The sequence below is a fragment of the Undibacterium sp. CCC3.4 genome, from assembly GCF_034347425.1.
Taxonomy (GTDB): Bacteria; Pseudomonadota; Gammaproteobacteria; order Burkholderiales; family Burkholderiaceae_D; genus Undibacterium.
Genome location: NZ_CP133779.1, coordinates 2,882,898 through 2,908,702, shown reverse-complemented (window position 1 = coordinate 2,908,702; position 25,805 = coordinate 2,882,898). Strand labels below are relative to the sequence as shown.

The following is a 25,805-nucleotide window of genomic DNA, read 5'->3' as shown; positions in this document are numbered from 1 at the left end:
ATGTCTATCACTCTTTCCTGCGCGCCGACTCTGGCGCTGTTTTGTCGCGTCGTCGATAACTATGGCGACATCGGCATTTGCTGGCGTTTCGCGCGTCAGTTGCAGCGCGAACATGGCGTTGCCGTCAGCCTGTGGGTCGACGATTTACTCAGTTTTGCGCGGATTTGCCCGCCGCTCGACCCCAATTTAGCTGAGCAAGAGATTGCCGGCGTGCGCATCGTGGCGTGGCGCGATCAAGCCGGCACTTACACGGCAGCCGAGGTGGCGGACATCGTGGTCGAATTTTTTGCCTGCGATATACCGCCCGACTACATCCGCGCCATGGCGGCGTGCGCCGTGCGTCCAGTCTGGATTAATTTCGAAGGTTTGACGGCCGAATCATGGGTTGAAGGCTGTCATACCCTGCCTTCGCCGCATCCGCGCTTGCCGCTGACCAAGCATTTTTTCTTTCCCGGTTTTAATGCGGCTACCGGCGGTTTGCTGCGCGAAGCCGATCTGGCGGCGCGACGTCAGGCTTTTTTAGCCGATACTGCGGCGGTCGCGGTGTTTTTCGGGCAATGGGGCTTGACGCCGGCCGAGCGCGCCGCCTTCAAGGTGTCGCTGTTCGCTTACCAAGAAGCGCCGGTCGCAGCCTTGCTCACGGCTTGGCAACAGCAAGCCCGGCCGATTACTTGCATCGTCCCGGCTGGGGTAGCCGAGGCGGCGCTGACGGCCTTTCTCGGCGAACCAGTACGCAGCGGCCAGCGCTATACGCGCGCGGCCCTGACGCTGTGTATCGTGCCCTTCATGCCGCAAGACGACTATGACCGCCTGCTGTGGGCCTGCGACTTCAATTTTGTGCGTGGCGAAGATTCTTTCGTGCGCGCGCAATGGGCGAGAAAAGCCTTTATCTGGCATATCTATCCGCAAGATGAAGCACTGCATCATCGCAAATTACAGGCATTTTTACAGATTCATGATGCCGCCGGCAGCCAGCTACGCGCTGCCAGTCTGGCTTGGAATGCCGTCACGACCAGCGCCACCGACTGGGCGACAGTATGGCCGGCGTTGATGCAGGAATTGCCCGAGATCGAGGCATGCGCGCGCGTATGGGAGCAAAAAATGCTGGAAAATGGCGATTTCAGTAGCAATTTGCTGCGTTTTACCACCGGGCTGGCTGCAGTTAATGCAGCGGCGGCCCAAATTTAAGGTAAAATATGCGGTTAAATTTTATCGAATTTTAAATTCAATCAGACCTGAGCTTGCGGGGCTTTTTGCCAGTATGCAACAGATGATTTTTATGCAACCACCTTTTTACGTATATTCGCTATGAAACCTGCAAAAGAAATTCGTGTTGGCAACATTATTATGGTCGACAGCAAGCCAATGATCGTGCTGCGCTCCGATGTCAACGGCTCGAGCCGCACAGGCTTCACCTACAAGTGGAAAATGAAGAACTTGTTGACCAACAGCCCGTTGGAAAACGTGTTCCGCGGTGATGACAAGTTTGACGTGATCGTGCTCGATAAAAAACCAGTTACGTATTCGTACTTCGCTGATCCGCTGTTCGTCTTCATGGATGCCGATTACGAACAATATGAAATCGAAGAAGAAAACCTCGGCGACGCCTTGCATTACCTCAAAGATGGCATGGAATGCGAAGCGATTTTCTACGATGGTAAAGCGATCTCGGTTGAATTGCCAACCACGATAGCACGTCAAATCGTGTACTCGGAACCAGCTGTCAAAGGCAACACTTCGGGCAACGTTCTGAAACAAGCTAAAATCGAAAACGCTGTCGAAGCGCATTGCCATATCGTACAAGTGCCACTGTTCGTGAGCCAAGACGATGTCATCGAAATCGATACCCGTACTAACGAATACAAACGCGTCGTCCGTAACTAAGACCACGTCGCTGTAAAAAAACGCGGCCACTTGATGTGGCCGCGTTTTTTTATGCGTGACTTGTTGTTCAGCCAGCCTGATAACCGCCACCTAAGGCACGGATTAAATTCAGTGCCGCAGTAATCTGACGCTGACGCAATTCCAGCAGATGACTGCGCTCAGCCAATACCGGCAAACGCGCCTCCAGCACGGCCAATTCATCGCCAACACCACGCTCATAATACGCCTGGGCGCTGTGCAACTGATACGACACAGCCGTCAGCTTAGCCTGCTCCAAGCTCAATTGCTGATCGATATTTTGCAAGGCAATCTGCCCGGTGACGACGTCGCGCACGGCATCGATGACGGCTTGGTTATATTGGGCAATCAATACATTACTCTGACCGCGCGCACCAGCCAACGCGGCATTGAGGCGACCGCTGTCAAAGATCGGCAAGCTCAAACCGGGCACGAGATTAAACTGGGTACTCGAGCTATGCAGCAAATCATCAAGATGCAAGGCATTGAGGCCCAACATGGCCTTGATATCAAAACTCGGGTAAAACGCCGCACGCCGCACTTCTAGCTGGCTCAGTGCCGATTCCACATACCAGCGCGCCGCCTGTAAATCAGCACGACGCGTCAGCAATTGGTAATCCAAGCTGCTTGGCACCGGTGCCGGCCGCTGCGGCCACACTTGCACTTGCAAGACTGGAAAATCAGCGGGGCCGGCACCAACCAGTGCGCGCAAACTTTCGCGTGCCATGCGCAGTGCAGCGGTGGTTTCCATTACTTGTTTTTGCAATTCCAAATCGCGCACCTGTGCCAGTTGCCAGGGTCCCGCCGCTTCGATACCACGCGCGACGCGGGCTTGATGGGCTGCTTGCAGCGCCGTCGCGCAGCTCTGCGCTTGCTGCAGCAAGGCCAGTCGGGCAAATTCGGTTTGCATGGCATAGTACTCAAGCGCGATGCGGTGCGTCAGTTGTAGCTGCGCTTGCGCGGCTTCGGCCGCGCGCGCGCGCTCGACACCGAGCGCCGCGACAACGGCGGCGCGCTCCTTACCCCATAGGTCAACGCGGTACTCGGCGCTCACACCAACTGAGCCTTCGGTATACCAAGGCCCGGTCATGCCTTCGCCGCTGTGTGCATAGGGTGCCAAGAAACCATTAGCCGAGACATCTTGGCGATCAAGACTGGCACCGAAGTTCAGCGACCAACCGCCGCTGGCATGCTGCAAAGCCGTATTAGCACGACTGGCCACCAGCCTTTGATCGACGACCGCCATCAGCGGCGCTTGCTGCAGCGCTCTTTCCATCAAGCTATTCAATTGCGCATCACCATACTGCTGCCACCACTGCGTCTGCGGCCACTCCGACGCAGCCGGCGGCGGCGCTTGCTCGAGGCGCACCTGGGCCGGGTCGATCAGGGCCAGTTGCGGACTTTCTTTGGCCAGCATGGCACAAGCATTGAGCAGTACGAGGGCGCTTGCCGCCAGTGGCCAACGCCAACGCTGCGGTCGACATAAAAGATCAGGCTTCATCAGGTTCTCACAGAGGGAAAGTGCAAAGGATGCAAGGCTAATTGCTCGATGCAGCGGTTCAAGACTTGCGCCGACGCGGGCAAACCGAGCTCTAGCGGCTGCAGCCACAGCCTCGCATCGGTGGCCATTTCCGTCGCGCTTGCATTCGCCAAACGCAGCGCCAGCGCTTCCAGCGTGGTCGCGGCAGCCAGCAGCAAAGGCGGCACCGCGCGCCATGCTTCGGACTCAGCGTCCATGTTGGCGTGATGCCATTGCGTTTGTATATCATTGACGGCAAGCAGCGTTTCCTGCGCTTGGGCCAACCAAGTTTGCAAATCCGGGCTGCCATGCGTCAGTTGCCATCCGGCTTCCAGCGCCACCCGCGCTTGCAAGTCGCGATTTTGCGCCAGCAGTGTGTAACTGTGCAAACGTGCCAACTCCAATTCGCGTAAGCCAGCGTCGCCACCATTGATGCCGACGCGCGCCATGCTGCCTATGCTTTGCAACAAACGCGCCAACATCTGCTGCAAACGCCCTTGTTCCGACTCCGGCCACAGCAAGGTATAGATGGTCAACGACACCGCAACACCGATTGCAATGCCGAGCAAGCGGTCACGAATTTCCGGCAAATTGACCGATGGCGCAAACTGCCCGAGCAAGGCCAAGGCATAGGCAAACGCTAATTGCGTGCCGATGTAGCTGCTGCGCGCCGAGCCGGCCGCAATCCAGGCGGCCACGGTCAGCACTGGCAAACTGAGCAAGAGCAAACCAGCCACCCCTTCCAGATGCGGCACCAGAAACACCGTAGACAGCAGCGCCAGCACGCTGCCTGCTGCGCAGCCTATCAAGCGCTGTAAGCCCTTGTGTGTGCTCGCACCGGTACTCGGCAAGGCCATCACTAAACACGTCACCATCGCCGTTTGTATGCCCGGCCATTGCACGGCCGAATACAAAAAATAACAAAAAAATGCTGCCAACAGGGTTTTCAAAGCAAACTGCCAATACACGGGATTACTCCACACATCGCTGGCTGCGGCCAGCGGCTGTGCTGCTGGCAAGGATTCCAAACTGCCGCTGCGTGCCAAAGAATTGATCGCATGCACCATTTCAGACAAGACCGCAGTGGCAGACTGCGCCGCGTTTGGCTCAGCTAATAGCAAGGCGGCAGTCGATCTGTCGGGCAAGGCGAGCGGGTCTTTGCGCAAGCTGTCGCAACGCGACAGCAATTGCTGCCACAGCGCATCGTGCTCACCACTGTCCACGGGCAAGCGCGACAAGTGCAGCGCCGCGGTATGCAAACGGTCAATCACATGCATTTGCATCAGATAGGCACCCTGACGGTTGACGGCAGTGCGATCGGCCATCATGACAAAACTCAAATGGCGATGCGCGCTCAACATGGCGTGCTCAAGCGCGCCCAGTGGCAGCGGCAGCGCCGCTTGATGTTGCAAACGCTGTTTGATTTGCCCCATCACCACATCTAATTGGCGCTGCAATTCGCGTTCCAGCAATTGTAACGGTTGTGCCGGCAATAAAAGAAAGTTCACCGTCACCGTCACCAACACCGGATAGACTTGTGCCACCCACACCCACAACAGAGTGCGTGTGAGTAATTCCGGGTCACTGGTCACATCGGCCATGCCTTGTAAGTTGGTGGTGAACAAGGCCAGCAAGAACCCGGCACCGCCAAACTTGCTGGTACGCATGAACACCAGGCCAGACAGGGCGATCAACGCCGTTCCTAACAAGCGCAGCAAGGGCAGTTCAATCGTCCACTTGAGCAAGAGCAGCAAGGCCAATACCGCCAGCGTGCTGCCACTGATCAACACCAAGGCCGACACCCGGGTCAGTACGGTATTTTCTTGTATGGTAAAAAATACTAAAATCAGCGATACCGCCAGAAATGGTAGTTGCAGCGTCATGCTGCACAGAATCACGATGGTACAACTGAGCAGATAGCGCAGCAGCGCGCGACCGCGACCGGGGAACGGAGCGAATTCTTGTACGCAAAAACGATATATATCCATCAGCACAGACGGAGACTCGGAGCTCGGATTGCCGGCTTGCATTTTATGGCTGCGCTTTGAGTACCGCCACGGCCGACAAGCCGAGACGGAATTGTTGCGGATCCGGGTTTTGCACCAAAATACGTACCGGGAAACGTTGCGCTACGCGCACCCAATTGATGGCTCGCGGCACGCGCGGCAAGCCAGCGGTTTCCGCCCCACCCTCTTCCGGATACACGCCATAACCGACCGACTCGACTACCCCTTGGTAGGCTTTCGTGCTGTCACTGAGTAAATACACTTGCGTCGCCCGTCCCGGCGTGATGTGCGCCAGTTCCGTTTCACGGAAATTGGCAATCACATACCAGTGGCGCGTATCGAGCAAGGTGAACACGGCATGGCCGGCATCGACCATTTCGCCAGTGGAAATTTTCAAGCCGATCACGCGGCCATCAAACGGCGCTCTGACGGTGGTGTAGGCAAGCTTGAGCTTGGCTTGCTCCCATTCCGCCTGTAACACGGCGCGCCGCGCCACCAGCGCTTCGATGCCACTGACGGCGGCATTGGCGCGCTGCGCCTCCAATTCGGCCGTGAGCAATTGCGCTTGGCTAGTCAGGCGCGTCGTCTGCGCTTGATCAACTTGCTCGGCAGCCACATAGCCTTGCGCCAACAAGGGCTCGACTCTGGCCAAGGTGGCCGCACTCTGGCGCGCAGTGACATCGGCGCGCACCACTCCGGCCCGGGCGGCGGCGGCGGCAAATTTCTGCGCCGTCACCGCACGCTGCGCCAGCATGATGTCACTCTCGAGCGCTTGTAAGTTGGCTGCTGCCCTACTCACCGCCAGTTCATAGGGACGCGCATCAAGACGAAACAAGACCTCGCCGACGCGTACCGCCTGATTATCTTTGATCGGCAGATCGACTAAGCGGCCGCTGACTTCGGCCGCGACGTGCACCACATCGACCGCCACATAGGCATCATCGGTGCGCGGCGCAGTATCGAGCCGCCACACCACCAGTATCAACAAGGCAGCGGCGACGCATAGCGCAAGCAAGAGCATGCTGCGGCGTAGCGCAATTGACCAAGAAGCAAACATAGAGAAAATCCTTGAATTAATTCTAAAAATACAACAGCCAAGTCAGCATGGCGACGATGGCCGCGAACACCGCGTACATCAATAAGCTGGCCGGCGTCTGCACGGCCGCCCGCCAGCCAGCTAAACTGAGCAAGCCATGCCACGCCATCATCAGTACCAAGCCAAGCAAAAGGCAAAACATCCAGTCGGGGAAATATGCCCCGAGAAAATTGAGCGATGGCGCATTGGTGCAGCCGCACAGCACAGTGCTGGTGGCGGCGCTCAGCAGCCAAGTCAGACTGACAGTTGGTCTTTGCATGCAGCGATCTCCGATGTTTGGGCTGATTAAATATATATTAAGTCAGAATATTAACTGCCTAGGCAGCTACTGTCAAGGCAGCAATCTACGCAGAACTACGTAGCAAGCAAGGAAAAATTACCGGGGAGCAAATCAGCTGATGGCGGTTTTTTGCAGCAGCGCGGCCAAGGTTTCGAGTTCATCTCCCTCGTAACGCGTGAAAAACTGGCGCAATACCAAGTTGGTGCGGGCTAACATGGCCGGATATAAAGCTTGGCCGTGTGCCGTCAATTCCACCAGCACGGTGCGGCGGTCGTCGAGGCTACGTTTTCGCAAGAGCAAGTCTTTGTGCGCCAAGCGGTCGAGCATGCGTGTCATGGCACCGGAATCGTAAGACAATTCATGGCAAATTTGCGCCGCTGTATGGGCGCGACCGGCCACCAGTGCCGCCATCACCGCGTATTGAGCGGTAGAGATATCGAAGGCGGCTAATTCGGCATCGAGCGCCTCGACCAGTTTGATATGGGTGCGCGCCACCAACCGCGCCGCTTGGGCATAACGCTGGTAATCGCTGACATCAAAGGAATTTGTCATCTGGCCTGGCCCGCAAGAGGCAGAGTGAAACACGCCGGGGTGGCGTGTTTCACTACATGATATGCTGCCCAGGCAGGTAAATGCAAGCCTGCCCTGAGGAACTTAAAACGCTGGAACGACTGCGCCCTTGTATTTCTCTTGGATGAATTTTTTTACTTCCGGCGAATTCAATGCCGCTGCCAGTTTCTTGAAGGCCGGGCTGTTTTTGTTATCTTCACGCGCCACCAACAAGTTCGCATACGGCGAATTGGCATCTTCGATCAACAAGGAATCTTTGACCGGGTTGAGTTTGGCTTCGATCGCATAATTGGTATTGATCAGCGCCAGATCGACTTGATTGAGAATCCGCGGCAACGTGGCAGCTTCGAGTTCTTTGAATTTCAAGTGTTTCGGATTGTCGATGATGTCTTTCTTGGTCGCCGAAATATTGCTCGGATCTTTCAATTTAAGTAAACCATTTTTTGCCAATAACAACAAGGCGCGGCCCGAATTCGATGGATCATTCGGAATCGCTACCGTAGCACCGTCAGGCAATTCGGCGATGGTTTTGTATTTACTCGAATAAGCGGCGAACGGTTCGACATGCACTTTTGCGATCACGACTTCCAGATCGTCAGGATGACTTTTCTTGAATTCATTCAGATACGGTTGGTGCAAGAAAAAATTCCCATCCAGATGCTTTTCATTCACTTGCACGGCCGGTTGTATGTAATCGGTAAACACTTTGATTTTCAAATCCACGCCTTGCTTGGCCAATTGCGGTTTAATGAATTCCAAAATTTCCGCATGCGGTACCGGCGTAGCGGCGATCGTCAAGGTATCGATTGCCGCAGCAGAAGTGGCGATCAGCGCCAGCGCGCCGGCGGCGACTAAGTGGGTAAATCGGGTTTGCAATGAACATGTCATGATGATTTCCTTTTTAAAAAAACAGAATTGAAAGACAAAGATTTATTTGCGGGTAAACCGCAGTACCAGCCGGTCACCGAAAAATTGCAGCAACTGCACCAGCAAGATCAGAATCGCCACGGTGACGACCATGACATCGGTTTGAAAACGTTGATAACCATAACGCAGCGCCAGATCACCGAGACCACCGCCGCCGATCACACCCGACATTGCCGCATACGAGACCAGCGCAATCGCCGTCACCGTTACGGCCGCCAGCAAACCAGGCAAGGCTTCCGGCAGCAAGGCATGAATGATGATTTGATAGGTTTTCGCGCCCATAGCTTGGCAAGCTTCAATGATGCCGCGATCAACCTCACGCAAGACGTTCTCGACCAAGCGCGCAAAGAACGGTGTGGTGCCAATGACCAAGGGTGGGATGGTGCCGGCCACGCCTAGCGAGGTGCCGACCAAAAAAACCGTCAAGGGAATGAGTACGATGAGCAAAATAATGAACGGTACCGAGCGCAGTACATTCACCAACAGCGACAGCAAGGCATAGATGCCGCGCTGTTCGAGCAATTGCTTTTTCCCGGTCAGGAACAACAACACACCCAAGGGCAAGCCGAGTGCAACCGTCAAGGCCAGCGAGACGCCGGTCATGGTCAGGGTATCAAGGGTCGCTTGGGCAATATCTTCCCAATCTATGTGTGAAAAATCCATGTTTACTGTCCTCCTTCACTGGCAATCAATTCCACCCGCACCTCGGCGGCACGCAACAAAGCCAAGGCTGCTTCGGTTTGCTGCGGACTGGCCGTCAACGCAATTTGTAACTGGCCATAAGGAATATCTTTGATACGCCCTATCGTGCCTTGCAAAATCACAAATTCGGCACCGGTTTGCGCCGCGACTCGGCTTAACACCGGTTCATGCGCGGTGTTACCAACATAGGTCAAGCGCAGCAGCAAGCTGCCGGCGCGCTGCGCCTCGAATAAATCGGGTGACAGGGCCTGATGCTCCGCCACCATACTTTGCGTCACTGCATGTTGCGGGTGCAAGAACACATCGCTAACGGCACCGGTTTCGACGATTTCGCCAGCTTCCAGCACGGCGACTTGATCGCAGATAGTCCGGATCACCTGCATCTCATGCGTAATGAGCACGATAGTCAAACCGAGTTGTTGATTGATTTGTAATAGCAAACGCAAAATCGATTGCGTGGTTTCGGGATCGAGTGCCGATGTCGCCTCATCACACAATAATAATTGCGGATAATTCGCCAATGCGCGCGCGATGCCGACCCTTTGCTTTTGGCCACCCGACAATTGCGCCGGATACTGATGCGCCTGCTCAGTCAAGCCTACCAATGCTAGCAAAGCGGCGACGCGCTCGCGCTTTTGTTCACAAGTAAAGCCACCGGCTAACTTCAATGGAAAGGCGATGTTCTGCTCCACCGTTTTGGCATTCAATAAATTGAAATGCTGGAACACCATGCCGGTGCGTTGGCGCAGTGCATGCAAACCGGCCGCATCGAGGCCCATGATGTCGACGCCATCGATGAATACCTTGCCGGCACTCGGGCGTTCGAGTAAATTCAGCGCCCGCAATAAACTGCTCTTGCCGGCACCGGAACGTCCGATGATGCCGAAAATCTCACCCTTGCGGACAGACAGGTCAATATTGCGTAAGGCATGCACCTCACGATTGCCGACACGATAAATTTTTTCAACTTGTTCAATATGAATCACTCAATACCACTTCAAGAAATGCAGAAGTTTCGTATGATAATCAAATCTCCTTACACTTTCCAATCATATAAAATCACTTGCATATGCAAATCGTGTCTATAGGAAATACGGCTGAATGAAAATCAGCGGCGCATCCTGTCCCGGTCAAAGCCATTTTTTTTCCGACATCTTCCAGATTTTTGCTACTATTTGCTGCTCACATTTTTTTACCGGATGATTGTTTCATGCGTCACACCCGCGCCGTTACGGCTCGCCGCCAGCACCATCTTGCCTCGCCGCTATCGGCTTGCTTGATGCGGCTTGTCGTCGGCGGCCGACGCAGTGTGATGGCCATCATCACGGCCTTGGCCTTTGTTTTGCTAAGCGCGACCGCAGCCACGCATCACCACGCCGATCGTATCGAAGATCAGGCGTGCTCGATCTGTACCGCAGTAGCCAACCAAGCCGATTTAGCGACACCACCGGCCAGCTTGGCGCTGTGCCTCATCATCCTGCTCTACCTGCTGCTGCCGGCCACGCCGGTACTGCGCGACTTCGCCGCACCACGACTGCTGCCACCCGGCTGCGGCCCGCCCACACGGCACTGAGCCACTTCCACAACTGACTGCCCAGCGCGACCAATTTGTCGCGCTGCTGTGCCTGTCTACCCTGCTCGCCAAACAGCACCGCCTACATGGCAGCCGCTGCTATTTGGCACTGAATAAAAACTCTGTATCAAAGGCTTACCATGTCATTCCGTCTCCGCCCCTTACCTACTTTATTGGCCGGCATCTTCGGCAACTTACTGCTGCATGCTGTCGCCACTGCCGCCGGCAACGAGCTCACTAACGAGGCCGCCAGCGACAGCGCTGCCAGCAGCACTGCCGCCACCACCGTCGAAATTACCGCGACCCATTTGAAAAATGCGCGCACCGCCTTATCACCGAAAATCGGCACGACCATCTATTCGATCGACCAGCACATGGTCGACAGCTTGGGCCAAGGCGATTCGACGCCGTTCAACGAAGTCTTGCTGCGCTTACCAGGCGTCGCCCAAGATTCGAAAGCCTCGGGCGGCCTGCATGTGCGCGATGAACATGGCAATGTTCAGTACCGTATCAATGGGGTACAACTGCCAGAAAGTATCACCGGTTTCGGTCAATCGATCGATACCCGCCAAATCGCCGAAACCGACTTCATGACCGGCGCACTGCCAGCTCAGTTCGGTTTGCGTACCGCAGGCGTCGTCGACATCCAAACCAAAGAAGGCCATACCACGCCAGGTGGACGCATCGGTGTCTTGCTCGGCGCACATAATTACAGCAATCCCAGCGCCGAATTTTTCGGCACCGTCGGGGCTTTCAATTACTACTTATCCGGCAGTTATCTGTCCAACAGCCTCGGTATAGAAAATCCGACAGCCAGCCGCACGGCGCTGCATGATGAAACCCGCCAAAGCAAAAGCTTCGGCAACCTGTCTTACTACCTCGACGATAGCACCCGTCTGGGCATGATGTTCGGTACCTATCAAGGGAAATTTCAAATCCCGAATAATCCGGCTCAGAGTCCGGCGTTTTCTCTGGCCGGTGTCAGCGATGCCGCAGCCGGCAGCAGCAGCCTGGCTTCGGCCGATTTGAATGAAAATCAACGCGAGATCAATCGCTTCTTGGTGTTGTCTTACCAAAAAAGCCTCGGTGCCGTGAATTTTCAGCTATCCGCCTTCAAACAATATTCTGAACTGCATTTCACGCCCGACCGCAACGGCGACCTGATTTATAACGGCGTCGCTTCCGATACCCTGCGCTCCAACTCCTCGGCCGGTCTGCAAGGCGACTTCAGTTACCCGCTCAATGCCAACCATACGCTGCGCACCGGTTTCGCGTATACGCGGCAAAACAGCGCCAGCAATAACACCGTCAGCGTGTTCCCGGTCGATGCCAGCGGCACGGCCAGCTCGGCCAGCGCCTTCGATATCGTCGACAATTCCAGCAAAACCGGCCATCAAAGCAGCCTTTACCTGCAAGATGAGTGGCGTGTCAGCGCACCCTTAACCGTCAATTACGGGGTACGTTTTGATAAAGTCTCGGCCTTCGTCGAAGAACAGCAATGGAGTCCGCGCGTCAACCTCGCTTACAAACTCAGCGATGCTACCGCCTTCCACGCCGGCTACTCGCGCTACTTCACGCCGCCGCCACAAGAATTGGCTTCACAAGCGAGCATCAATCTGTATACCGGCACCAGCAATGCCGCGCAGACCGCCCTGTCCGACAATGTCAAATCGGAACGCACGCATTATTTTGATATCGGTCTCAGCCATCAAGTCAGCCCAGAGCTGAGCTTGACAGCCGACCTTTACTACAAAAAAATCCGCAATATGCTCGACGAAGGACAGTTCGGTCAAGCGCTGATCCTGTCGCCGTTCAATTACGAGCAAGGCTATGCCAAGGGCTTGGAATTGGCCGCCATCTACAGTCAACGCAATTGGGGTGGCTTCCTCAATGTATCACTGCAAAAAGCCCAGGCGAGCAACATCATTTCCAGCCAATCGCTGTTCGGTCCGGACGAATTGGCGTATATCGCCAAGCATGACATCTACGTCGATCATGACCAGACCTACACGGTTTCCGGTGGTGCGCATTATCATTTCGGCGACTCGCAGATCAGTGGTGACTTCCTCTACGGCAGTGGCTTACGTAAAACCCCGGACGGTGGCGCACCCAACTCAGCCAGTCTGAACTCGTATACGGTGTTCAACGCGGCACTGGTGCATAATTGGAAAAAAACCATCGTCGGCGATCTCGAAGCGCGGCTCTCGCTGCTCAATCTGTTCGATAAAGTCTATTTGCTGCGCGACGGTTCCGGCGTCGGCGTCGGTGCGCCACAATACGGCGCGCGACGCACGCTTTACCTCGGCTTATCGACCAGTTTTTAAACTGGCCGGCATGTAAAGCAAACAGGCAGACCGCAATCTGCCTGTTTTTTATATGAAAGCTGGTCTTTATGCGTTTTTCATCTATACAAAGCACAATACTGTCGTTCCCAAGATTGCAAAAACTGCGCAAGATAGCACCACCCTATTTCCGGATTGCACGATGAAAACTTCTTCCCGCCTGTTTACCGCTCTCTTGCTCAGCTTCGGTATCGTCAGCGCTGCCGCGCACGCCACCGAGCCATTGCTCAATGCTTCGTATGATGTGACGCGCGAATTATTCAAAGATATCAACCCCGCTTTCATTGCTGAATGGCAAAAGAAAAGCGGCGAAACTGTGGTCATCAAGCAATCGCATGGTGGCTCGAGCAAGCAAGCGCGCTCGGTCATCGACGGCCTCAATGCTTCAGTCGTGACCATGAACCAAGCCAGTGACATCGATATTCTGGCTGAAAAGGGTTTATTGCCAGCTAACTGGGAAAAATTATTACCGAATAATTCGGCACCGTTTTATTCCACCATGGTGTTTTTAACCCGCAAAGGCAATCCTAAAAAAATCGCCGATTGGGAAGATCTCGGCAAACCCGGCGTGAAAGTCATCGTGCCTAACCCTAAAACTTCGGGTAACGGCCGCTATACCTATTTGGCTGCTTGGGGTTCGGTCATCAAATCCGGCGGCAGCGAAGCGCAAGCGCGCGCCTTGGTTGGCCGGCTGTTTAAAAATGTACCGGTGCTCGATGCCGGCGGCCGCGGTGCCACCACCACGTTTACCCAACGCGACATCGGCGATGTGCTGGTGACGTTTGAAAATGAAGTGCAATTAGTGCGTCAAGAATTTGGCGATCACTACGACGTTGTCTACCCGCGCAGCTCTATCTTGGCCGAATCGCCCGTGGCCGTAGTCGATAAAGTGGTCGACAAACTCGGCACGCGCAAAGCCGCCACCGCCTATTTGCAATTCCTTTACTCGGAAGCGGGACAAGATATCGCTGCGCGCCACTATTTCCGCCCGCGCTCGGCCATCGCCGCAAAAAAATACGCGGCCAACTTCAAGCCCATCGCCCTGTTCACGTTGGAAGAAGTATTCGGCGGCTGGAAGCAAGTGCAAAAGAAACATTTCGACGATGGTGGCGAATTCGATCAGTTGTATCAAAATAAATAAGCAGTAAAAAACGCCGTTCAATCAAATTGAACGGCGTTCTTTTCAACTGAAAGCCAAATTAACTGACTACCAACGACAAATGCTGACTACGCAAGGCAGCCGATTTAACTTGAACCTTGATGGAGTTTTGTAAGGACGCGAACGAGCCGCCGGCGCGATAGCTGAAACTGAGTTCCAAGATATCACCGGCCTTGACCTCGACCGCCTCATCCAAGGGCAAGGATAAATAATGATTGAGCCAATCGATCGTGCCGCCAGTTTCCATCAACACGGCCAGAATATTTTTGGTAATGAAACGCAGCGCCGTCACACTGCCGCCCTGCTCTATCGTGAAGCTGCCTGCCCAACTGATCTGCAAACCATTCGTCTGGGTAAAGTCGATCACGCTGTAGAGTGCCGGCTGTGCCAATTCGCGGGTATCAGCGGAAAATACGCCGGGTTGCAAAAACTGAATGATCGGCGCCTGATAACCGAGAAAATCGCAGGTTTGTTGTACCGGCTGCACCGCCATCACTACCGCTTCCGGAATAAAAATCGGCAGAGGGCCGCCGAATTTTTCCAAGTAGCGCTGTTTGAAATTTTCTATCACTTCGACTTGCTTTTCGCGCAGCATCGCCACATGTATCATCTCGCATATCACCACGTCGACCGGTTCGGGTGGTAAATATTCGAAGGCATCGGCATGAATTACCTCGACCTTGTCACCGTCGCGGTTTTTCGCCAGCAAACGGCGCGCTTCGGCGACCATATCGGGATTAAACTCGACGCAATACACTTTGGCCGCACTCTGCGCCGCAAACCACGACAACACGCCGGTGCCGCCGCCGAGTTCCAGTACTTTCGCGCCATCGAACACTTGACGCTGAATCGCTGCCTTAAAGTTATCCATGCGGTTGGCATCCATCAGCATATTGTGATGGTATTGCAAAGGTATAAATTGTCCGAGATAGCAACTCTCTGCTTCGCGCTCATTCAACATCACATCTCCTCATTCCATGCCGGTAGCTGGCTTTGCGCACCGGGAACGCGGCTGCGTTCTAAGCGGTAGGGCATTTGTCATGATTATGCGGGGAAGGAAAAAAAACAAAGGCGCGAATTCAGCTGTAAATCCGCTTCAATTCATGCTTTAGGGCAAATTAATCAGAATCGCCGCGACGAAGGCTCAAGCAAAATCGTGCAACGCGCATCTTTGTAAGGCGTGTCAGCACGCTGCCAAAACGCGCCAGGTGAAGTTTGTGAGCAAACCACCGCATCGGCCGTCGTACTATGCCAACGATACCAGGGTGCCGGTTCGGCTGGCAGCAGCGGCGCTGTCAATAACAGCAAGCACAATACATAGCAACGCAACATGACAAACTCCCGAAGTGAAGGATCAAGGCAAACAGATGCACGGCCGAGCAGTGCAAAAAGTTAACATAAAATCAATATTTATTCACTGATGTTACTTATATCAAAACCACATATAAGCAAATAAATACTAAGTAGTTGGGAAAAATGCTCGAACTCATTACGATTGAGCTACTTTGTTTGGAGCAATATGACCTTCACCTATATTATTTCCGGATTTGCCGTCGGTACGCTGGTCGGCTTGACCGGTGTCGGCGGCGGCTCGCTGATGACGCCGTTGTTGACACTGTTGTTCGGCGTCTCGCCCGCCGTCGCGGTCGGTACCGACCTCGCCTTCGCCTCGATTACCAAGGCCACCGGCACGTTTACCCACCGTTTGCGCGGCACGGTCGACTGGCATGTGGTGCGCTTGCTCTGCTATGGCGCACTACCGGCGGCCTTACTGGCAACGCTGAGCCTGAAGCATTTCGGTAGCCTGAATAAGGAAATTGCTCAGATCATTCGCTACTCAATTGCAATTTCTGTCATGTTAACCGTGATTGCCTTGCTTTTCAAAAGTAAAATGATGACTTGGCTCAACAATCATCCGGAAAAGCAATTGCAAGGCCGTCAGTTGGCAATCGCCACCATCGTCTCCGGTGCCTTACTCGGTACCTTGGTGACGATTTCGTCGATCGGTGCCGGTGCCATCGGCGCGACTTTGCTGGTGATGTTATATCCACGCATGTCGGCCGCGCACATCGCCGGCACCGACATCGCCTACGCGGTGCCACTGACAGCGATTGCCGCCTTCGGCCACTGGTGGCTGGGTTCGATCGATTGGGCCTTGCTCGGCGCTTTGCTGCTCGGTTCGCTGCCGGGTATCACGATCGGTTCGCTGGCAGCACGCGCCGTACCGGAAAAATTTTTACGCGGCATATTAGCGACGACCCTGACCTTAGTGGCCGTCAAACTCGTTTTTTAAGGGCAAACCAAGATGTATCGTTACGACCACCACGATCACCAGATCATACAAGAGCGTATCGCGCAATTCCGTGATCAGGTACGCCGTCGCCAAGCCGACGAACTGACGGAAGAAGAATTCCTGCCTTTGCGCTTGCAAAACGGTTTGTATTATCAACGGCACGCTTATATGCTGCGCGTCGCCGTCCCTTACGGCATGCTGTCATCGGCACAGATGCGCACCTTTGCCCATATCGCGCGCAAGTACGATCGCGGCTACGGCCATTTCACCACGCGCCAAAACATTCAGTACAACTGGATCAACCTCGAAGATACCCCGGACATTCTGGAGCAATTGGCACAGGTGGAAATGCATGCGATTCAAACTTCCGGCAATTGCATGCGCAATATCACCTCGGATGAATTCGCCGGCGTCGCCGCCGATGAGATCATCGATCCGCGCGCGTATGCTGAAATTCTGCGTCAATGGACCACCTTCCATCCGGAATTCGCTTATTTGCCGCGTAAATTCAAGATCGCCATCAATGGTTCCAAGGAAGATCGCGCCGCCATCGCCGTGCATGATATCGGCCTGACCGTGATCCATAACCAAGCCGGCGAAGTCGGCTTTCGCGTGATGGTTGGCGGCGGCATGGGACGCACACCTATCCTCGGCAGTGTGATCTGCGAATTCTTGCCATGGCAACATGTCATGACCTATCTGGAAGCGATCCTGCGGATTTATAACCAACACGGCCGCCGTGATAATAAATACAAGGCACGTATTAAGATTCTGGTCAAAGCCATCGGTGCCGATGTCTTCCGCGCCCAAGTGGAAGCCGAATGGGCCGATATCAAAGGTGGTCCGGCCACGCTGACCGAAGCCGAGTTGCAGCGCGTCGCCAGCTTTTTCAGTACGCCCGACTACCTGCCGTTGACCAGTACCGATGCCGCCTACGAACAAGCACTGAAGGACAACAAAGCCTTCGCCAATTGGGTCAAGCGCAATGTCAAAGCGCATAAGCAGCCTGGTTACGCGGCGGTGGTCTTGTCGCTGAAAAAACCGGGTGTTCCACCGGGCGACGCTACGGCCGAACAAATGGATTTCATCGCCGACCTGGCCGATCGATACAGCTTCGGCGAACTGCGCGTTACACATGAACAGAATTTGGTACTGGCCGATGTGCGCTTGGCCGAATTGTTTGCGGTTTGGCAGGAAGCCAAGGCCCATGGCTTGGCAACGCCGAACATCGGCTTGCTGACCGATATGATTTGCTGCCCAGGTGGCGATTTCTGCTCCCTGGCCAATGCCAAATCGATTCCCATCGCCTTAGACATCACCGACCGTTTCAGCGACCTCGACTACTTGCATGACATCGGTGAAATCGAACTCAATATGTCGGGCTGTATCAATGCCTGTGGTCATCACCACGTCGGCCATATCGGCATACTTGGGGTCGACAAAGATGGCAGTGAGTGGTACCAGGTGTCTATCGGCGGTGCGCAAGGTAATGCTGCCGCCATCGGAAAAATCATCGGCCCATCATTCTCAGCCGGCCAAATGCCGGAAGTGATAGAACGCTTGATCAAAGTTTATCTGCGCGAACGTCAAGAGAATGAACGCTTCATCGATACCGCGCAAAGACTGGGTGTCGCACCGTTTAAAGAATTTGTCTATGCCACGCCGATCAAAACTACCGAACACTATGGCGAAGATGCCGGTTCGCTGGTTTCTTACTAAACCGTTGCTACTACACCGTTACCGAATCGCGAGCGAACATGACGAGTAAAATTATTCAAGGAAAGGCCATTGTGGCCGACGACTGGAGCGTACTGCGACTGGCCGAGGGTGAAACCGCCGATGCCGTTGCCGTTCCGGCTGGTAAGACCATCATACCGCTGCAGGTATGGTTGCTGCAGCGGGTCGCACTGGAACAGCGCAAGGATCTGGCCATCTGGTTTGGTAGTGCTGAACAAGCCAAAGATCTCGGTGACGACCTCTCGCGCTTTGCCTTGTTGGCAGTCGATTTTCCGAAATTTTCGGATGGCCGCGGCTATTCCATCGCCCACAATCTGCGCACCCGTTGCGCATATACCGGTGCCTTGCGCGCCATCGGCGACGTTTTACGCGATCAATTGTTTTACATGCAGCGCGTTGGCTTCAATGAATATGCCGTACGCGCCGATAAAGACATTAACGATGCCATCAAAGGTCTGACCGATTTTTCGGAAAAATACCAGACCTCATGGGATGAAAAAAATCCACTGTTCCGCCGTCGTGACGGAGCCGCAGCATGAGCGATTTCGCCGCCCGTCTGGCTGTCAGTCTGAGCTGCTTGGAAACCATCGCGCGCGATTTCGCGCCGGCGGTATTCGCCTCGAGCTTGGCGGCCGAAGACATGGTCTTGACCGATATGATTTTGCGCGGCAAATACAACATCGGTATTTTTTCGCTCGAAACCGGTCGTCTGCACGCCGAAACCCTGGGTATGATTGAGCGCATCAAGGAAACCTACGGCACCGACATCGCGCTGTACCGTCCCGAGCCGGCCGCAGTCGCAGACTATGTCGCACAACACGGCCTCAATGCGTTTTACGACAGTGTCGAGATGCGTAAAGAATGCTGCCGCATCCGCAAGGTCGAACCACTCAATCGTGCTTTAGCTGGCCAAACCGCCTGGGTCACCGGCCAACGGCGCGCGCAAGCGGCCACCCGTACCGAACTGGCAATGCAGGAAGACGATGCGGCGCACGGCATGCAAAAGTTCAATCCGCTGGCGGATTGGTCGCAAGACGATGTCTGGCACTATATTCGCACTAACAATGTGCCGTACAATCCTTTGCATGACAAAGGCTATCCGTCCATCGGTTGCGAACCCTGCACGCGTGCCATCGAAGCCGGTGAAGATGTGCGCGCCGGCCGCTGGTGGTGGGAAAATCCGGAATCGAAAGAATGCGGTTTGCACGTCGTCGACGGTAAATTGATTCGAATTAAACAAGTCAGCTGAATACAGAAAAGAGACATGATGAACACTGTCAAAGAACAAGATTTTATGGATGCCGCGAGTAATCGCCATCTCGATTGGCTGGAGTCCGAAGCCATCCACATCATGCGTGAAGTGGCAGCCGAATGCGGCAACCCGGCGCTGCTGTTTTCCGGTGGTAAAGACTCCATCGTCTTGCTGCGCTTGGCTGAAAAAGCCTTTCGTCCCGGTAAATTCCCGTTTCCGCTGGTACACATCGATACTGGCCACAACTTCGACGAAGTCATCGCGTTTCGCGACAAACGCGTGGCCGAACTCGGTGAACGCTTGATCGTTGGCTCAGTGGAAGACTCGATACAACGCGGTACTGTACGCCTGCGCAATCCGGCCACCGATTCACGCAATGCGGCTCAAGCCGTCACCCTGCTCGAAACCATCGCGGCGCACAAATTTGATGCCTGCATCGGCGGTGCCCGTCGCGATGAAGAAAAAGCCCGCGCCAAAGAACGGATTTTTTCCTTCCGCGATGAATTCGGCCAGTGGAATCCAAAAGCTCAGCGTCCTGAGCTATGGGACCTCTACAATACCCGCGTGCATGCCGGTGAAAACATGCGTGTGTTCCCGATCTCGAACTGGACTGAACTCGATGTTTGGCAATATATCGCGCGCGAAAAACTCGAATTGCCGCAAATTTATTTCGCCCACGAACGCCAAGTCATCCCGCGCAATGGCCTGTTGGTACCGCTGACTCACCTGACACCAGCGCTGCCAGGTGAAACCGTGGAAACCCAGATCGTGCGTTTCCGTACCGTCGGCGATATTTCCTGCACCTGCCCGGTGTCGTCCGATGCCGCCACGGTAGCAGCGATCATCGCCGAAACCGCAGTCACGCAAATTACCGAACGCGGCGCTACCCGCATGGATGATCAAACATCGGAAGCTTCGATGGAAAAACGTAAAAAAGAAGGATATTTCTGATGACTGCCGTTCAAACTCTCAACCTCAACACGGGCATCGAACGCGGTCTGTTGCGCTTCATTACTGCCGGCTCCGTCGATGATGGCAAAAGCACCTTGATCGGCCGTCTGCTGTTCGATAGCAAAGGCATTTTCGCCGACCAGCTCGATGCGATGTCACGCGCCAAGCACAAGCGCACCGTCGGTGACACCATCGACTTGTCCTTGCTGACCGATGGCCTCGAAGCCGAACGCGAACAAGGCATTACCATCGATGTAGCCTACCGCTATTTCGCTACACCGAAGCGTAAGTTCATCATCGCCGACACTCCGGGCCACGAACAATACACCCGTAATATGGTGACCGGTGCCTCGACGGCCGACGCCGTGGTGATTTTAGTCGACGTCTCGAAAGTCAAGCTCAACGACGACGGCAGCGTCGACTTGTTGGTGCAGACTAAGCGTCACTCGACCATCGCCCATTTGCTGAAAATTGAACATGTGATCGTTGCCGTCAACAAGATGGATCTGGTCAACTATGACCAAGTGATCTATGACCGCATCATCGCCGAGTACAGTAAATTTGCCGCCCAACTCGGACTCAAAACCATACACCCTATTCCGCTGTCCGCCTTGGCCGGTGACAATGTTGTCAGCGCCAGCGATAAGCTGGCATGGTATCAAGGTCCTACTCTGATCGAATTGCTCGAGTCGCTCAGCGTCTACGACGCCTGCCACGATGAACCGTTTCGCTTTCCGGTACAACTGGTCGCGCGTCACAACGGTCATGAAGCCAATGACTTCCGTGGTTACATGGGTCGTATCGAAGCCGGCAAAGTCAGCAAGGGCGATCGCCTGATCGTCCAACCGAGCGGACAAATTGCCACGGTCAAAGATATCCAAACTCTGGACGGCTCACTGGAATCGGCCGTGGTCGGCCAATCGGTAACTTTGCTGCTCAATGAATACCTCGACATCTCGCGTGGCGACATGCTGGCCGGTGCCGACCGTCCTGCCACTCAGTTGAAAACCTTAAAGGCCGATCTGTGCTGGCTGTCAGAAGATGCGCTCGATGTCGGCCGTAAATACTGGCTCAAACACACCACCAAACAAGTCGCGGCGCGCGTCACGGCGGTCGATACCCTGCTCGATATCAACACTCAGCAAACGCGCCCGGCCGACAGCCTCAAGCTCAACGACATCGCCACCGTCTCGATCAGTGTTGGGCAAGCGCTGGCCGTCGATGATTATGCCGACTTGCGCTCGACCGGTGCCTTCATTCTCATCGATGAAGTCACCCATCAAACCGTGGCTGCCGGCATGATCCACTTGGCAGACTGAGCACGATGACGACCCCGCTCGGCCAAGTGGTGTTGATCGGTGCCGGTCCCGGTGCCGCCGACCTGATCACGGTGCGCGGCGCACGCCTGTTGGCGCAGGCCGAAGTGGTGTTGTATGACGCCTTGGTCACGACCGAGATGTTGGAACTGTGCCCGCAAGCCGTGAAGATTGCGGTCGGCAAGCGCAGCGGTCAACGCTCGGCCGCGCAAGACAGCATCAACCGACAACTCGTCGCTGCCGCCCATCAGTATCGTCTGGTAGTGCGTTTGAAAGGTGGCGACCCCATGCTGTTCGGGCGTGCTGATGAAGAATTAAGCGCACTCGAAGCGGCCGGTATTGCTTACGCCGTGGTACCCGGCATCACCACCGCCTTGGCAGCGGCGGCGGCGGTATGCCAGCCGCTGACCAAGCGCGGCATTGCCCGCAGCGTGGCCTTGTTTACTTCGAGTACTGCACCAGGCGAAACTGCGGACACCCGCATTCCCGAATGTGACACCTTGATCCAATATATGGGTGGACGCGAAGCGATGCTGACGGCCGAACGTATGCTGGCCAAGGGTTTTCCGGCGCACTTGCCGGTTATCGTGATGGAAAATTGCAGCCGCAGCGATCAACGCTATCTGCGCTTGAGCTTGGCCGAACTGGCGCACGGCCTGCCGCTCTCGCATGGACCGGTATTGGTGATGATGGGCGAAGCGATGCGCACCCGTGTAGCCGCGCATCCAGCGTGATTACGGCGTCGGCAAACGCACCTCGAAACGACGTGCCAGCGCCGACAAATCACCACTGACACGCATTTGCTCAAAGCTATCATCATAAGCTTGCCGCATTCGCTCGCAAGTCGAGCGACAATACGCCAAATAGCCATCCTGTGTATCGATCAAGGGGGCGACGATCGCGAATCCCAACTTCAAGTCGAGTTTTCTCAACTGTGCTTCCGAATTGCGTAAATTAGTTGCCAGTAAATCGATGCGGCCGGCCGCCAGCATGGTCAAGCCATTGCTCAAGGTATGCACAAGCTCCGGTTTGATCTGCGTGCGGGCCGCTTCGAATGCTTCACCATAAGCCCAACCGTTGATCACCGCGACTTTGCGCGTGCGCAGAGAGGCGTAATCGCCGTTCCAGCCTACATTCGATCCTTGCCGGGTATAAAAAGCCAGAATATCGCGATAAAAAGGCCGCGCCGAAAATTTGAACTTGCCTTCGCGTTCGGCAGTTTTATACGGACCGATCAGCACCTGCGCATAGCCGTTTTCCACCATCCACTGCGCCCGATTCCACGGATATAGTTCAAAGCGCACCGTGTCACCATTTTTTTGCGCCAATTGCCGCACGATTTCTACCCCTAATCCGGTGTAGCCATTCGCTTCGCTGGCTTCGAAAATGCCGGCAAACTCACTGCCAACGGCCAGCACCTCGGCAGCCGGCAGCGGCAGCGCGGCCAGCAAAAACATGGGGGCAATCCATTTAATCAAACGACGCACGACTGTCTCCAAATGAAAATTGCGTCAGCTCTGCTTGATGCAGTAATCCCGAATCGCCGACAACACCGCCTCATCCTCACCAACCGCCATAGCGATGTGCAAGTGCAGTTGCGGATAACTGGCCCGTAATTGTTCCGCCAACAGCGGTAAATCACGCAACACATGACCGCCCTGACCGAGGAACACCGGCGTCACGGTAATCCGCTGGCAGCCGGAAGCGACCAGACTGGCCACCAGATCGGGCAAGTTCGGTTGCATGAATTCGAGAAAGGCCAGTTCCACGCGCTGCTCTGGCAAACTCTCTTGTGTCATTTTTTGCAGCCGCTGGAACGGTGCCAGCCAACGCGGTTCACGCGCACCGTGGGCAAACAAGATCGAAGCAGTCGTCGCGGTAATCGGGGTAATTGGAGTAGTCATCAGTTTCTTTCAACGTAGCGCAGCCCGAGCAAAGCCAGGCCCATAAATAATATACTCGGCACCAAGGCCGTCACCATTGCTGGCCAGGTATTGAGTAAGCCGAGATGGGAAAACAGTGAATTGATCAGATAAAACACCATCCCTATCATGATGCCGCTGAAAATTTTCAAGCTGATCCCACCGCTGCGCACATGCAGGTAAGCAAATGGCAGCGCCAAGGCCATCATCACAAAGGTGACGAAGGGATAGGTGATTTTTTTCCAAAATGCGATTTCATAACGCTCGCCGTCTTGCTTGTTTTCCGCCAGATGACGGGTATACGCGGCCAAATCCCAGGCCGACATGCGGTCCGGATCGGCGAACAAGACCGATAAAATATCGGGCGTGACTTCAGAGATCACATCCCTGCTGGGATAGCTGTGGCTGCTGACACCGGTGATATCTTCGGCCGCCAAATTTTTGGGGAAGGATGTTTCCGACACCTCGAACAAGCGCCACACATTACTGCCCTGGTACGCGGCCCGTTTGGCCGTCACTTCGCGCGCCAAATGAAAATCTTTATCAAATTCATACATACGCACCAAATTAAGCTGACGATTCGGCAAAATCTCCTGCACATTGAGGAAGCGCGAACCGATCACGGCACCGCTGAGGCCATTTTCGCGCACCAAATCTTTGGTCCACAGTCCGGTACGAAATTCCTGCGCTTCCGCGGCACCAAGTGCCGTCAGCTTCATGCTTTCGGCGTATTTGCTGGTGTTCGGTGCCACCAGTTCGCCGAAGGCAAAGGTCAGCAACACAAACAAAATACCAATTTTGAACAACATCCCGGCAGCCATCGCGGTCGACATGCTGGCCGCGCGCATGATGGTAAATTCAGAATTCGAGGCAAATTGGGCCAAGACATAAATGGTGCCGATCAGTACCGCAATCGGCATGAATTCATAAATATATCCAGGCAAACCTAGCAAGACATACAACAAAGCGTAGGGCAAACTGTAGCCACCCTTGTTTAAGGACGGCAGCTCAGCCATTAAATCAAAAAAGGAAAATAATGCCAACAAAGCCAGCATGACGAACAACACTGAACGGATAATTTCAGTACCAAAATATTTCTGCAAAATTCTCATGCACAACTTTCTTGTTTACGCAGACTCGCTTTACAGTTCGACCAAAGCACCAATGGATGCCAACGACTGTTGACCTTCAAACGCCATAAAAACAAGGCTAACACGAGTAGCAAAATCAGCAAGTGCACCGGCCACCAACTGAGCGCAAACGAGGTACGGCCTTGGGCTACGGTAGCCTGAGAAATATTGACGACATTTAAATAAATAATCACGGTCAGCAAAGCGACAATCAAATTGGCGGAGCGACCGACGCGCGGATTGACGAAACCCAGTGGTATCGCCAGCACCAGCAACAAAGCGCACATCAACGGCAGCGAGATACGCCATAACAATTCGGCTTTCTTGGTGTTATCGAGATTTTCCAGCAGCGCCATCAATGGCATCGATTTGGCGGAATTATCACCAGCCAGCGCACCGTTTTGGCTCGACACCAGCACGCCGTATCTTTCAAATTGCATCATTTGGAAATCTTTCGCGGTCGGCAAACCGTCATAGCGCCGACCACGACTCATCACCAAAAACTTATCGCCGAGCTGATCGATTTCAATCACGCCTTCTTTCGCCACTACTACGCTGGAACGCCCCTCACTGATGGTATTGATGAAGATATTCTGCACCTTCCCGAGATCGCCGGCGACCTCTTCGACAAAGAATACCCGGTTCGACGACGACGATTCCTGGAACTTGCCCGGTGCAACCTTGGCAATATCCGAGCGTTTTTCATACCGTTCGCGAAATTCGGCGCTTTGCTGACTGGCCCACGGCGTGACGACCAAGCTGAGCACACCGGTCAAGACGACCCAAGGCGCACCGAAGCGCAGTACCGGTGCGATCCAGTCTGTCAAACTCAAGCCCGAAGCGAACCACACCACCATTTCAGAGTCTTGATAAGCACGCGTCACCACCAACAGCACGGCGATGAAGCCGGTCAGTATCAGCAGAATTGGCATATTCATCAGCGAGGTGAAGGCGATCAGCGCCACCACATCACTCGAAGCCACCTTACCGCCGGCCGCTTGGCCGAGAATTTTTATAAGCATCACCGTAATGGTGATGGTAAATAGAGTTGTGAAGACTGCGCCTGCTGCGCTGAGCAATTCACGTCGAAGCGCGCGTTGAAAAATCATGAGAAGGATTATAATGTCG

At 54.6% G+C, this 25,805-nt stretch carries 26 protein-coding genes; 12 read left to right on the top strand and 14 right to left on the bottom strand.

All coding sequences use genetic code 11. From position 1 onward, the window contains the following. The gene (earP, locus tag RHM61_RS12985; RefSeq protein WP_322247726.1) at window positions 1-1,188 is read left to right on the top strand and encodes an elongation factor P maturation arginine rhamnosyltransferase EarP; all 1,188 of its coding nucleotides are present in this window, start codon (window positions 1-3) and stop codon (window positions 1,186-1,188) included. 120 nt (window positions 1,189-1,308) lie between these two features. Continuing rightward, a complete protein-coding gene (locus tag RHM61_RS12980) occupies window positions 1,309-1,884 on the top strand; it encodes an elongation factor P (RefSeq protein ID WP_322247725.1) in 576 nt (191 codons plus the stop codon). A 67-nt stretch (window positions 1,885-1,951) separates the two neighbouring features. Here RHM61_RS12980 and RHM61_RS12975 read toward each other — a convergent pair whose 3' ends face one another. From RHM61_RS12975 to RHM61_RS12940, 8 genes are all read right to left on the bottom strand, one after another. Continuing rightward, window positions 1,952-3,403 carry an efflux transporter outer membrane subunit gene (locus tag RHM61_RS12975; RefSeq protein ID WP_322247724.1) on the bottom strand — a complete coding sequence of 484 codons (1,452 nt, stop codon included), beginning with the start codon at window positions 3,401-3,403 and terminating at the stop codon, window positions 1,952-1,954. After that, a complete protein-coding gene (locus RHM61_RS12970) occupies window positions 3,403-5,409 on the bottom strand; it encodes an FUSC family protein (RefSeq protein WP_322247723.1) in 2,007 nt (668 codons plus the stop codon). Before RHM61_RS12970 ends, RHM61_RS12975 begins: the two co-directional genes overlap by 1 nt. Before the next feature lie 43 nt (window positions 5,410-5,452). Continuing rightward, window positions 5,453-6,484: a multidrug transporter subunit MdtN gene (mdtN, locus tag RHM61_RS12965; RefSeq protein ID WP_322247722.1), complete on the bottom strand. Its 1,032-nt coding sequence runs from the start codon at window positions 6,482-6,484 to the stop codon at window positions 5,453-5,455. A gap of 22 nt (window positions 6,485-6,506) precedes the next feature. After that, on the bottom strand, window positions 6,507-6,782 hold the full coding sequence (locus tag RHM61_RS12960) for a YtcA family lipoprotein (RefSeq protein WP_322247721.1): 276 nt from the start codon (window positions 6,780-6,782) through the stop codon (window positions 6,507-6,509). A gap of 132 nt (window positions 6,783-6,914) precedes the next feature. Then, the gene (locus tag RHM61_RS12955) at window positions 6,915-7,355 is read right to left on the bottom strand and encodes a MarR family winged helix-turn-helix transcriptional regulator (protein ID WP_322247720.1); all 441 of its coding nucleotides are present in this window, start codon (window positions 7,353-7,355) and stop codon (window positions 6,915-6,917) included. Window positions 7,356-7,457: 102 nt separating this feature from the next. Next, entirely contained in the window at window positions 7,458-8,261 is an 804-nt protein-coding gene (locus RHM61_RS12950; RefSeq protein WP_322247719.1) for a MetQ/NlpA family ABC transporter substrate-binding protein, read from the bottom strand. A gap of 42 nt (window positions 8,262-8,303) precedes the next feature. Continuing rightward, window positions 8,304-8,963, bottom strand: a complete 660-nt coding sequence (locus RHM61_RS12945) for a methionine ABC transporter permease (protein ID WP_322247718.1) — start codon at window positions 8,961-8,963, stop codon at window positions 8,304-8,306. Window positions 8,964-8,965: 2 nt separating this feature from the next. Next, complete coding sequence (locus tag RHM61_RS12940; RefSeq protein ID WP_322247717.1) at window positions 8,966-9,988, bottom strand: methionine ABC transporter ATP-binding protein; 1,023 nt, start codon at window positions 9,986-9,988, stop codon at window positions 8,966-8,968. A 224-nt stretch (window positions 9,989-10,212) separates the two neighbouring features. Between RHM61_RS12940 and RHM61_RS12935 the strand changes: the two genes are divergently transcribed. From RHM61_RS12935 to RHM61_RS12925, 3 genes are all read left to right on the top strand, one after another. After that, window positions 10,213-10,575 carry a hypothetical protein gene (locus RHM61_RS12935; RefSeq protein ID WP_322247716.1) on the top strand — a complete coding sequence of 121 codons (363 nt, stop codon included), beginning with the start codon at window positions 10,213-10,215 and terminating at the stop codon, window positions 10,573-10,575. A 140-nt stretch (window positions 10,576-10,715) separates the two neighbouring features. Beyond that, window positions 10,716-12,899, top strand: coding sequence for a TonB-dependent receptor (locus tag RHM61_RS12930; protein ID WP_322247715.1), 2,184 nt, complete (start codon window positions 10,716-10,718; stop codon window positions 12,897-12,899). A gap of 160 nt (window positions 12,900-13,059) precedes the next feature. Next, window positions 13,060-14,058 carry a sulfate ABC transporter substrate-binding protein gene (locus RHM61_RS12925; protein ID WP_322247714.1) on the top strand — a complete coding sequence of 333 codons (999 nt, stop codon included), beginning with the start codon at window positions 13,060-13,062 and terminating at the stop codon, window positions 14,056-14,058. A gap of 58 nt (window positions 14,059-14,116) precedes the next feature. On the opposite strand, the gene RHM61_RS12920 is transcribed toward RHM61_RS12925, so the two are convergent. After that, entirely contained in the window at window positions 14,117-15,037 is a 921-nt protein-coding gene (locus RHM61_RS12920; RefSeq protein WP_322247713.1) for a methyltransferase domain-containing protein, read from the bottom strand. A gap of 161 nt (window positions 15,038-15,198) precedes the next feature. Further along, entirely contained in the window at window positions 15,199-15,408 is a 210-nt protein-coding gene (locus RHM61_RS12915) for a hypothetical protein (RefSeq protein WP_322247712.1), read from the bottom strand. A gap of 187 nt (window positions 15,409-15,595) precedes the next feature. Between RHM61_RS12915 and RHM61_RS12910 the strand changes: the two genes are divergently transcribed. Genes RHM61_RS12910 through cobA form a run of 7 tightly spaced genes read left to right on the top strand, consistent with a single transcriptional unit; the run spans window position 15,596 to window position 22,359 of the window. Continuing rightward, a complete protein-coding gene (locus RHM61_RS12910) occupies window positions 15,596-16,369 on the top strand; it encodes a sulfite exporter TauE/SafE family protein (RefSeq protein ID WP_322247711.1) in 774 nt (257 codons plus the stop codon). A 12-nt stretch (window positions 16,370-16,381) separates the two neighbouring features. Further along, window positions 16,382-18,088, top strand: a complete 1,707-nt coding sequence (locus tag RHM61_RS12905; RefSeq protein WP_322247710.1) for a nitrite/sulfite reductase — start codon at window positions 16,382-16,384, stop codon at window positions 18,086-18,088. A gap of 38 nt (window positions 18,089-18,126) precedes the next feature. Beyond that, window positions 18,127-18,645 carry a DUF934 domain-containing protein gene (locus RHM61_RS12900; protein WP_322247709.1) on the top strand — a complete coding sequence of 173 codons (519 nt, stop codon included), beginning with the start codon at window positions 18,127-18,129 and terminating at the stop codon, window positions 18,643-18,645. After that, window positions 18,642-19,355, top strand: a complete 714-nt coding sequence (locus RHM61_RS12895; protein ID WP_322247708.1) for a phosphoadenylyl-sulfate reductase — start codon at window positions 18,642-18,644, stop codon at window positions 19,353-19,355. Before RHM61_RS12900 ends, RHM61_RS12895 begins: the two co-directional genes overlap by 4 nt. A gap of 18 nt (window positions 19,356-19,373) precedes the next feature. After that, the gene (gene cysD, locus RHM61_RS12890; RefSeq protein WP_322247707.1) at window positions 19,374-20,309 is read left to right on the top strand and encodes a sulfate adenylyltransferase subunit CysD; all 936 of its coding nucleotides are present in this window, start codon (window positions 19,374-19,376) and stop codon (window positions 20,307-20,309) included. Continuing rightward, entirely contained in the window at window positions 20,309-21,628 is a 1,320-nt protein-coding gene (locus RHM61_RS12885) for a sulfate adenylyltransferase subunit 1 (RefSeq protein WP_322247706.1), read from the top strand. Before cysD ends, RHM61_RS12885 begins: the two co-directional genes overlap by 1 nt. Window positions 21,629-21,633: 5 nt before the next feature. Continuing rightward, window positions 21,634-22,359 carry a uroporphyrinogen-III C-methyltransferase gene (gene cobA / locus RHM61_RS12880; RefSeq protein WP_322247705.1) on the top strand — a complete coding sequence of 242 codons (726 nt, stop codon included), beginning with the start codon at window positions 21,634-21,636 and terminating at the stop codon, window positions 22,357-22,359. Here the strand turns inward: cobA and RHM61_RS12875 are convergent, their stop codons facing one another. From RHM61_RS12875 to lptF, 4 genes are read right to left on the bottom strand one after another with little or no spacing between them, the layout of a single operon-like run. Beyond that, entirely contained in the window at window positions 22,360-23,112 is a 753-nt protein-coding gene (locus tag RHM61_RS12875) for a substrate-binding periplasmic protein (RefSeq protein WP_322247704.1), read from the bottom strand. 24 nt (window positions 23,113-23,136) lie between these two features. Beyond that, on the bottom strand, window positions 23,137-23,529 hold the full coding sequence (locus RHM61_RS12870; protein ID WP_322247703.1) for a CbiX/SirB N-terminal domain-containing protein: 393 nt from the start codon (window positions 23,527-23,529) through the stop codon (window positions 23,137-23,139). Next, the gene (gene lptG / locus RHM61_RS12865; RefSeq protein WP_322247702.1) at window positions 23,529-24,659 is read right to left on the bottom strand and encodes an LPS export ABC transporter permease LptG; all 1,131 of its coding nucleotides are present in this window, start codon (window positions 24,657-24,659) and stop codon (window positions 23,529-23,531) included. The genes RHM61_RS12870 and lptG overlap by 1 nt, the downstream gene beginning before the upstream one ends. Continuing rightward, entirely contained in the window at window positions 24,656-25,786 is a 1,131-nt protein-coding gene (lptF, locus tag RHM61_RS12860; protein WP_322247701.1) for an LPS export ABC transporter permease LptF, read from the bottom strand. The genes lptG and lptF overlap by 4 nt, the downstream gene beginning before the upstream one ends. Window positions 25,787-25,805 lie beyond the last annotated feature (19 nt).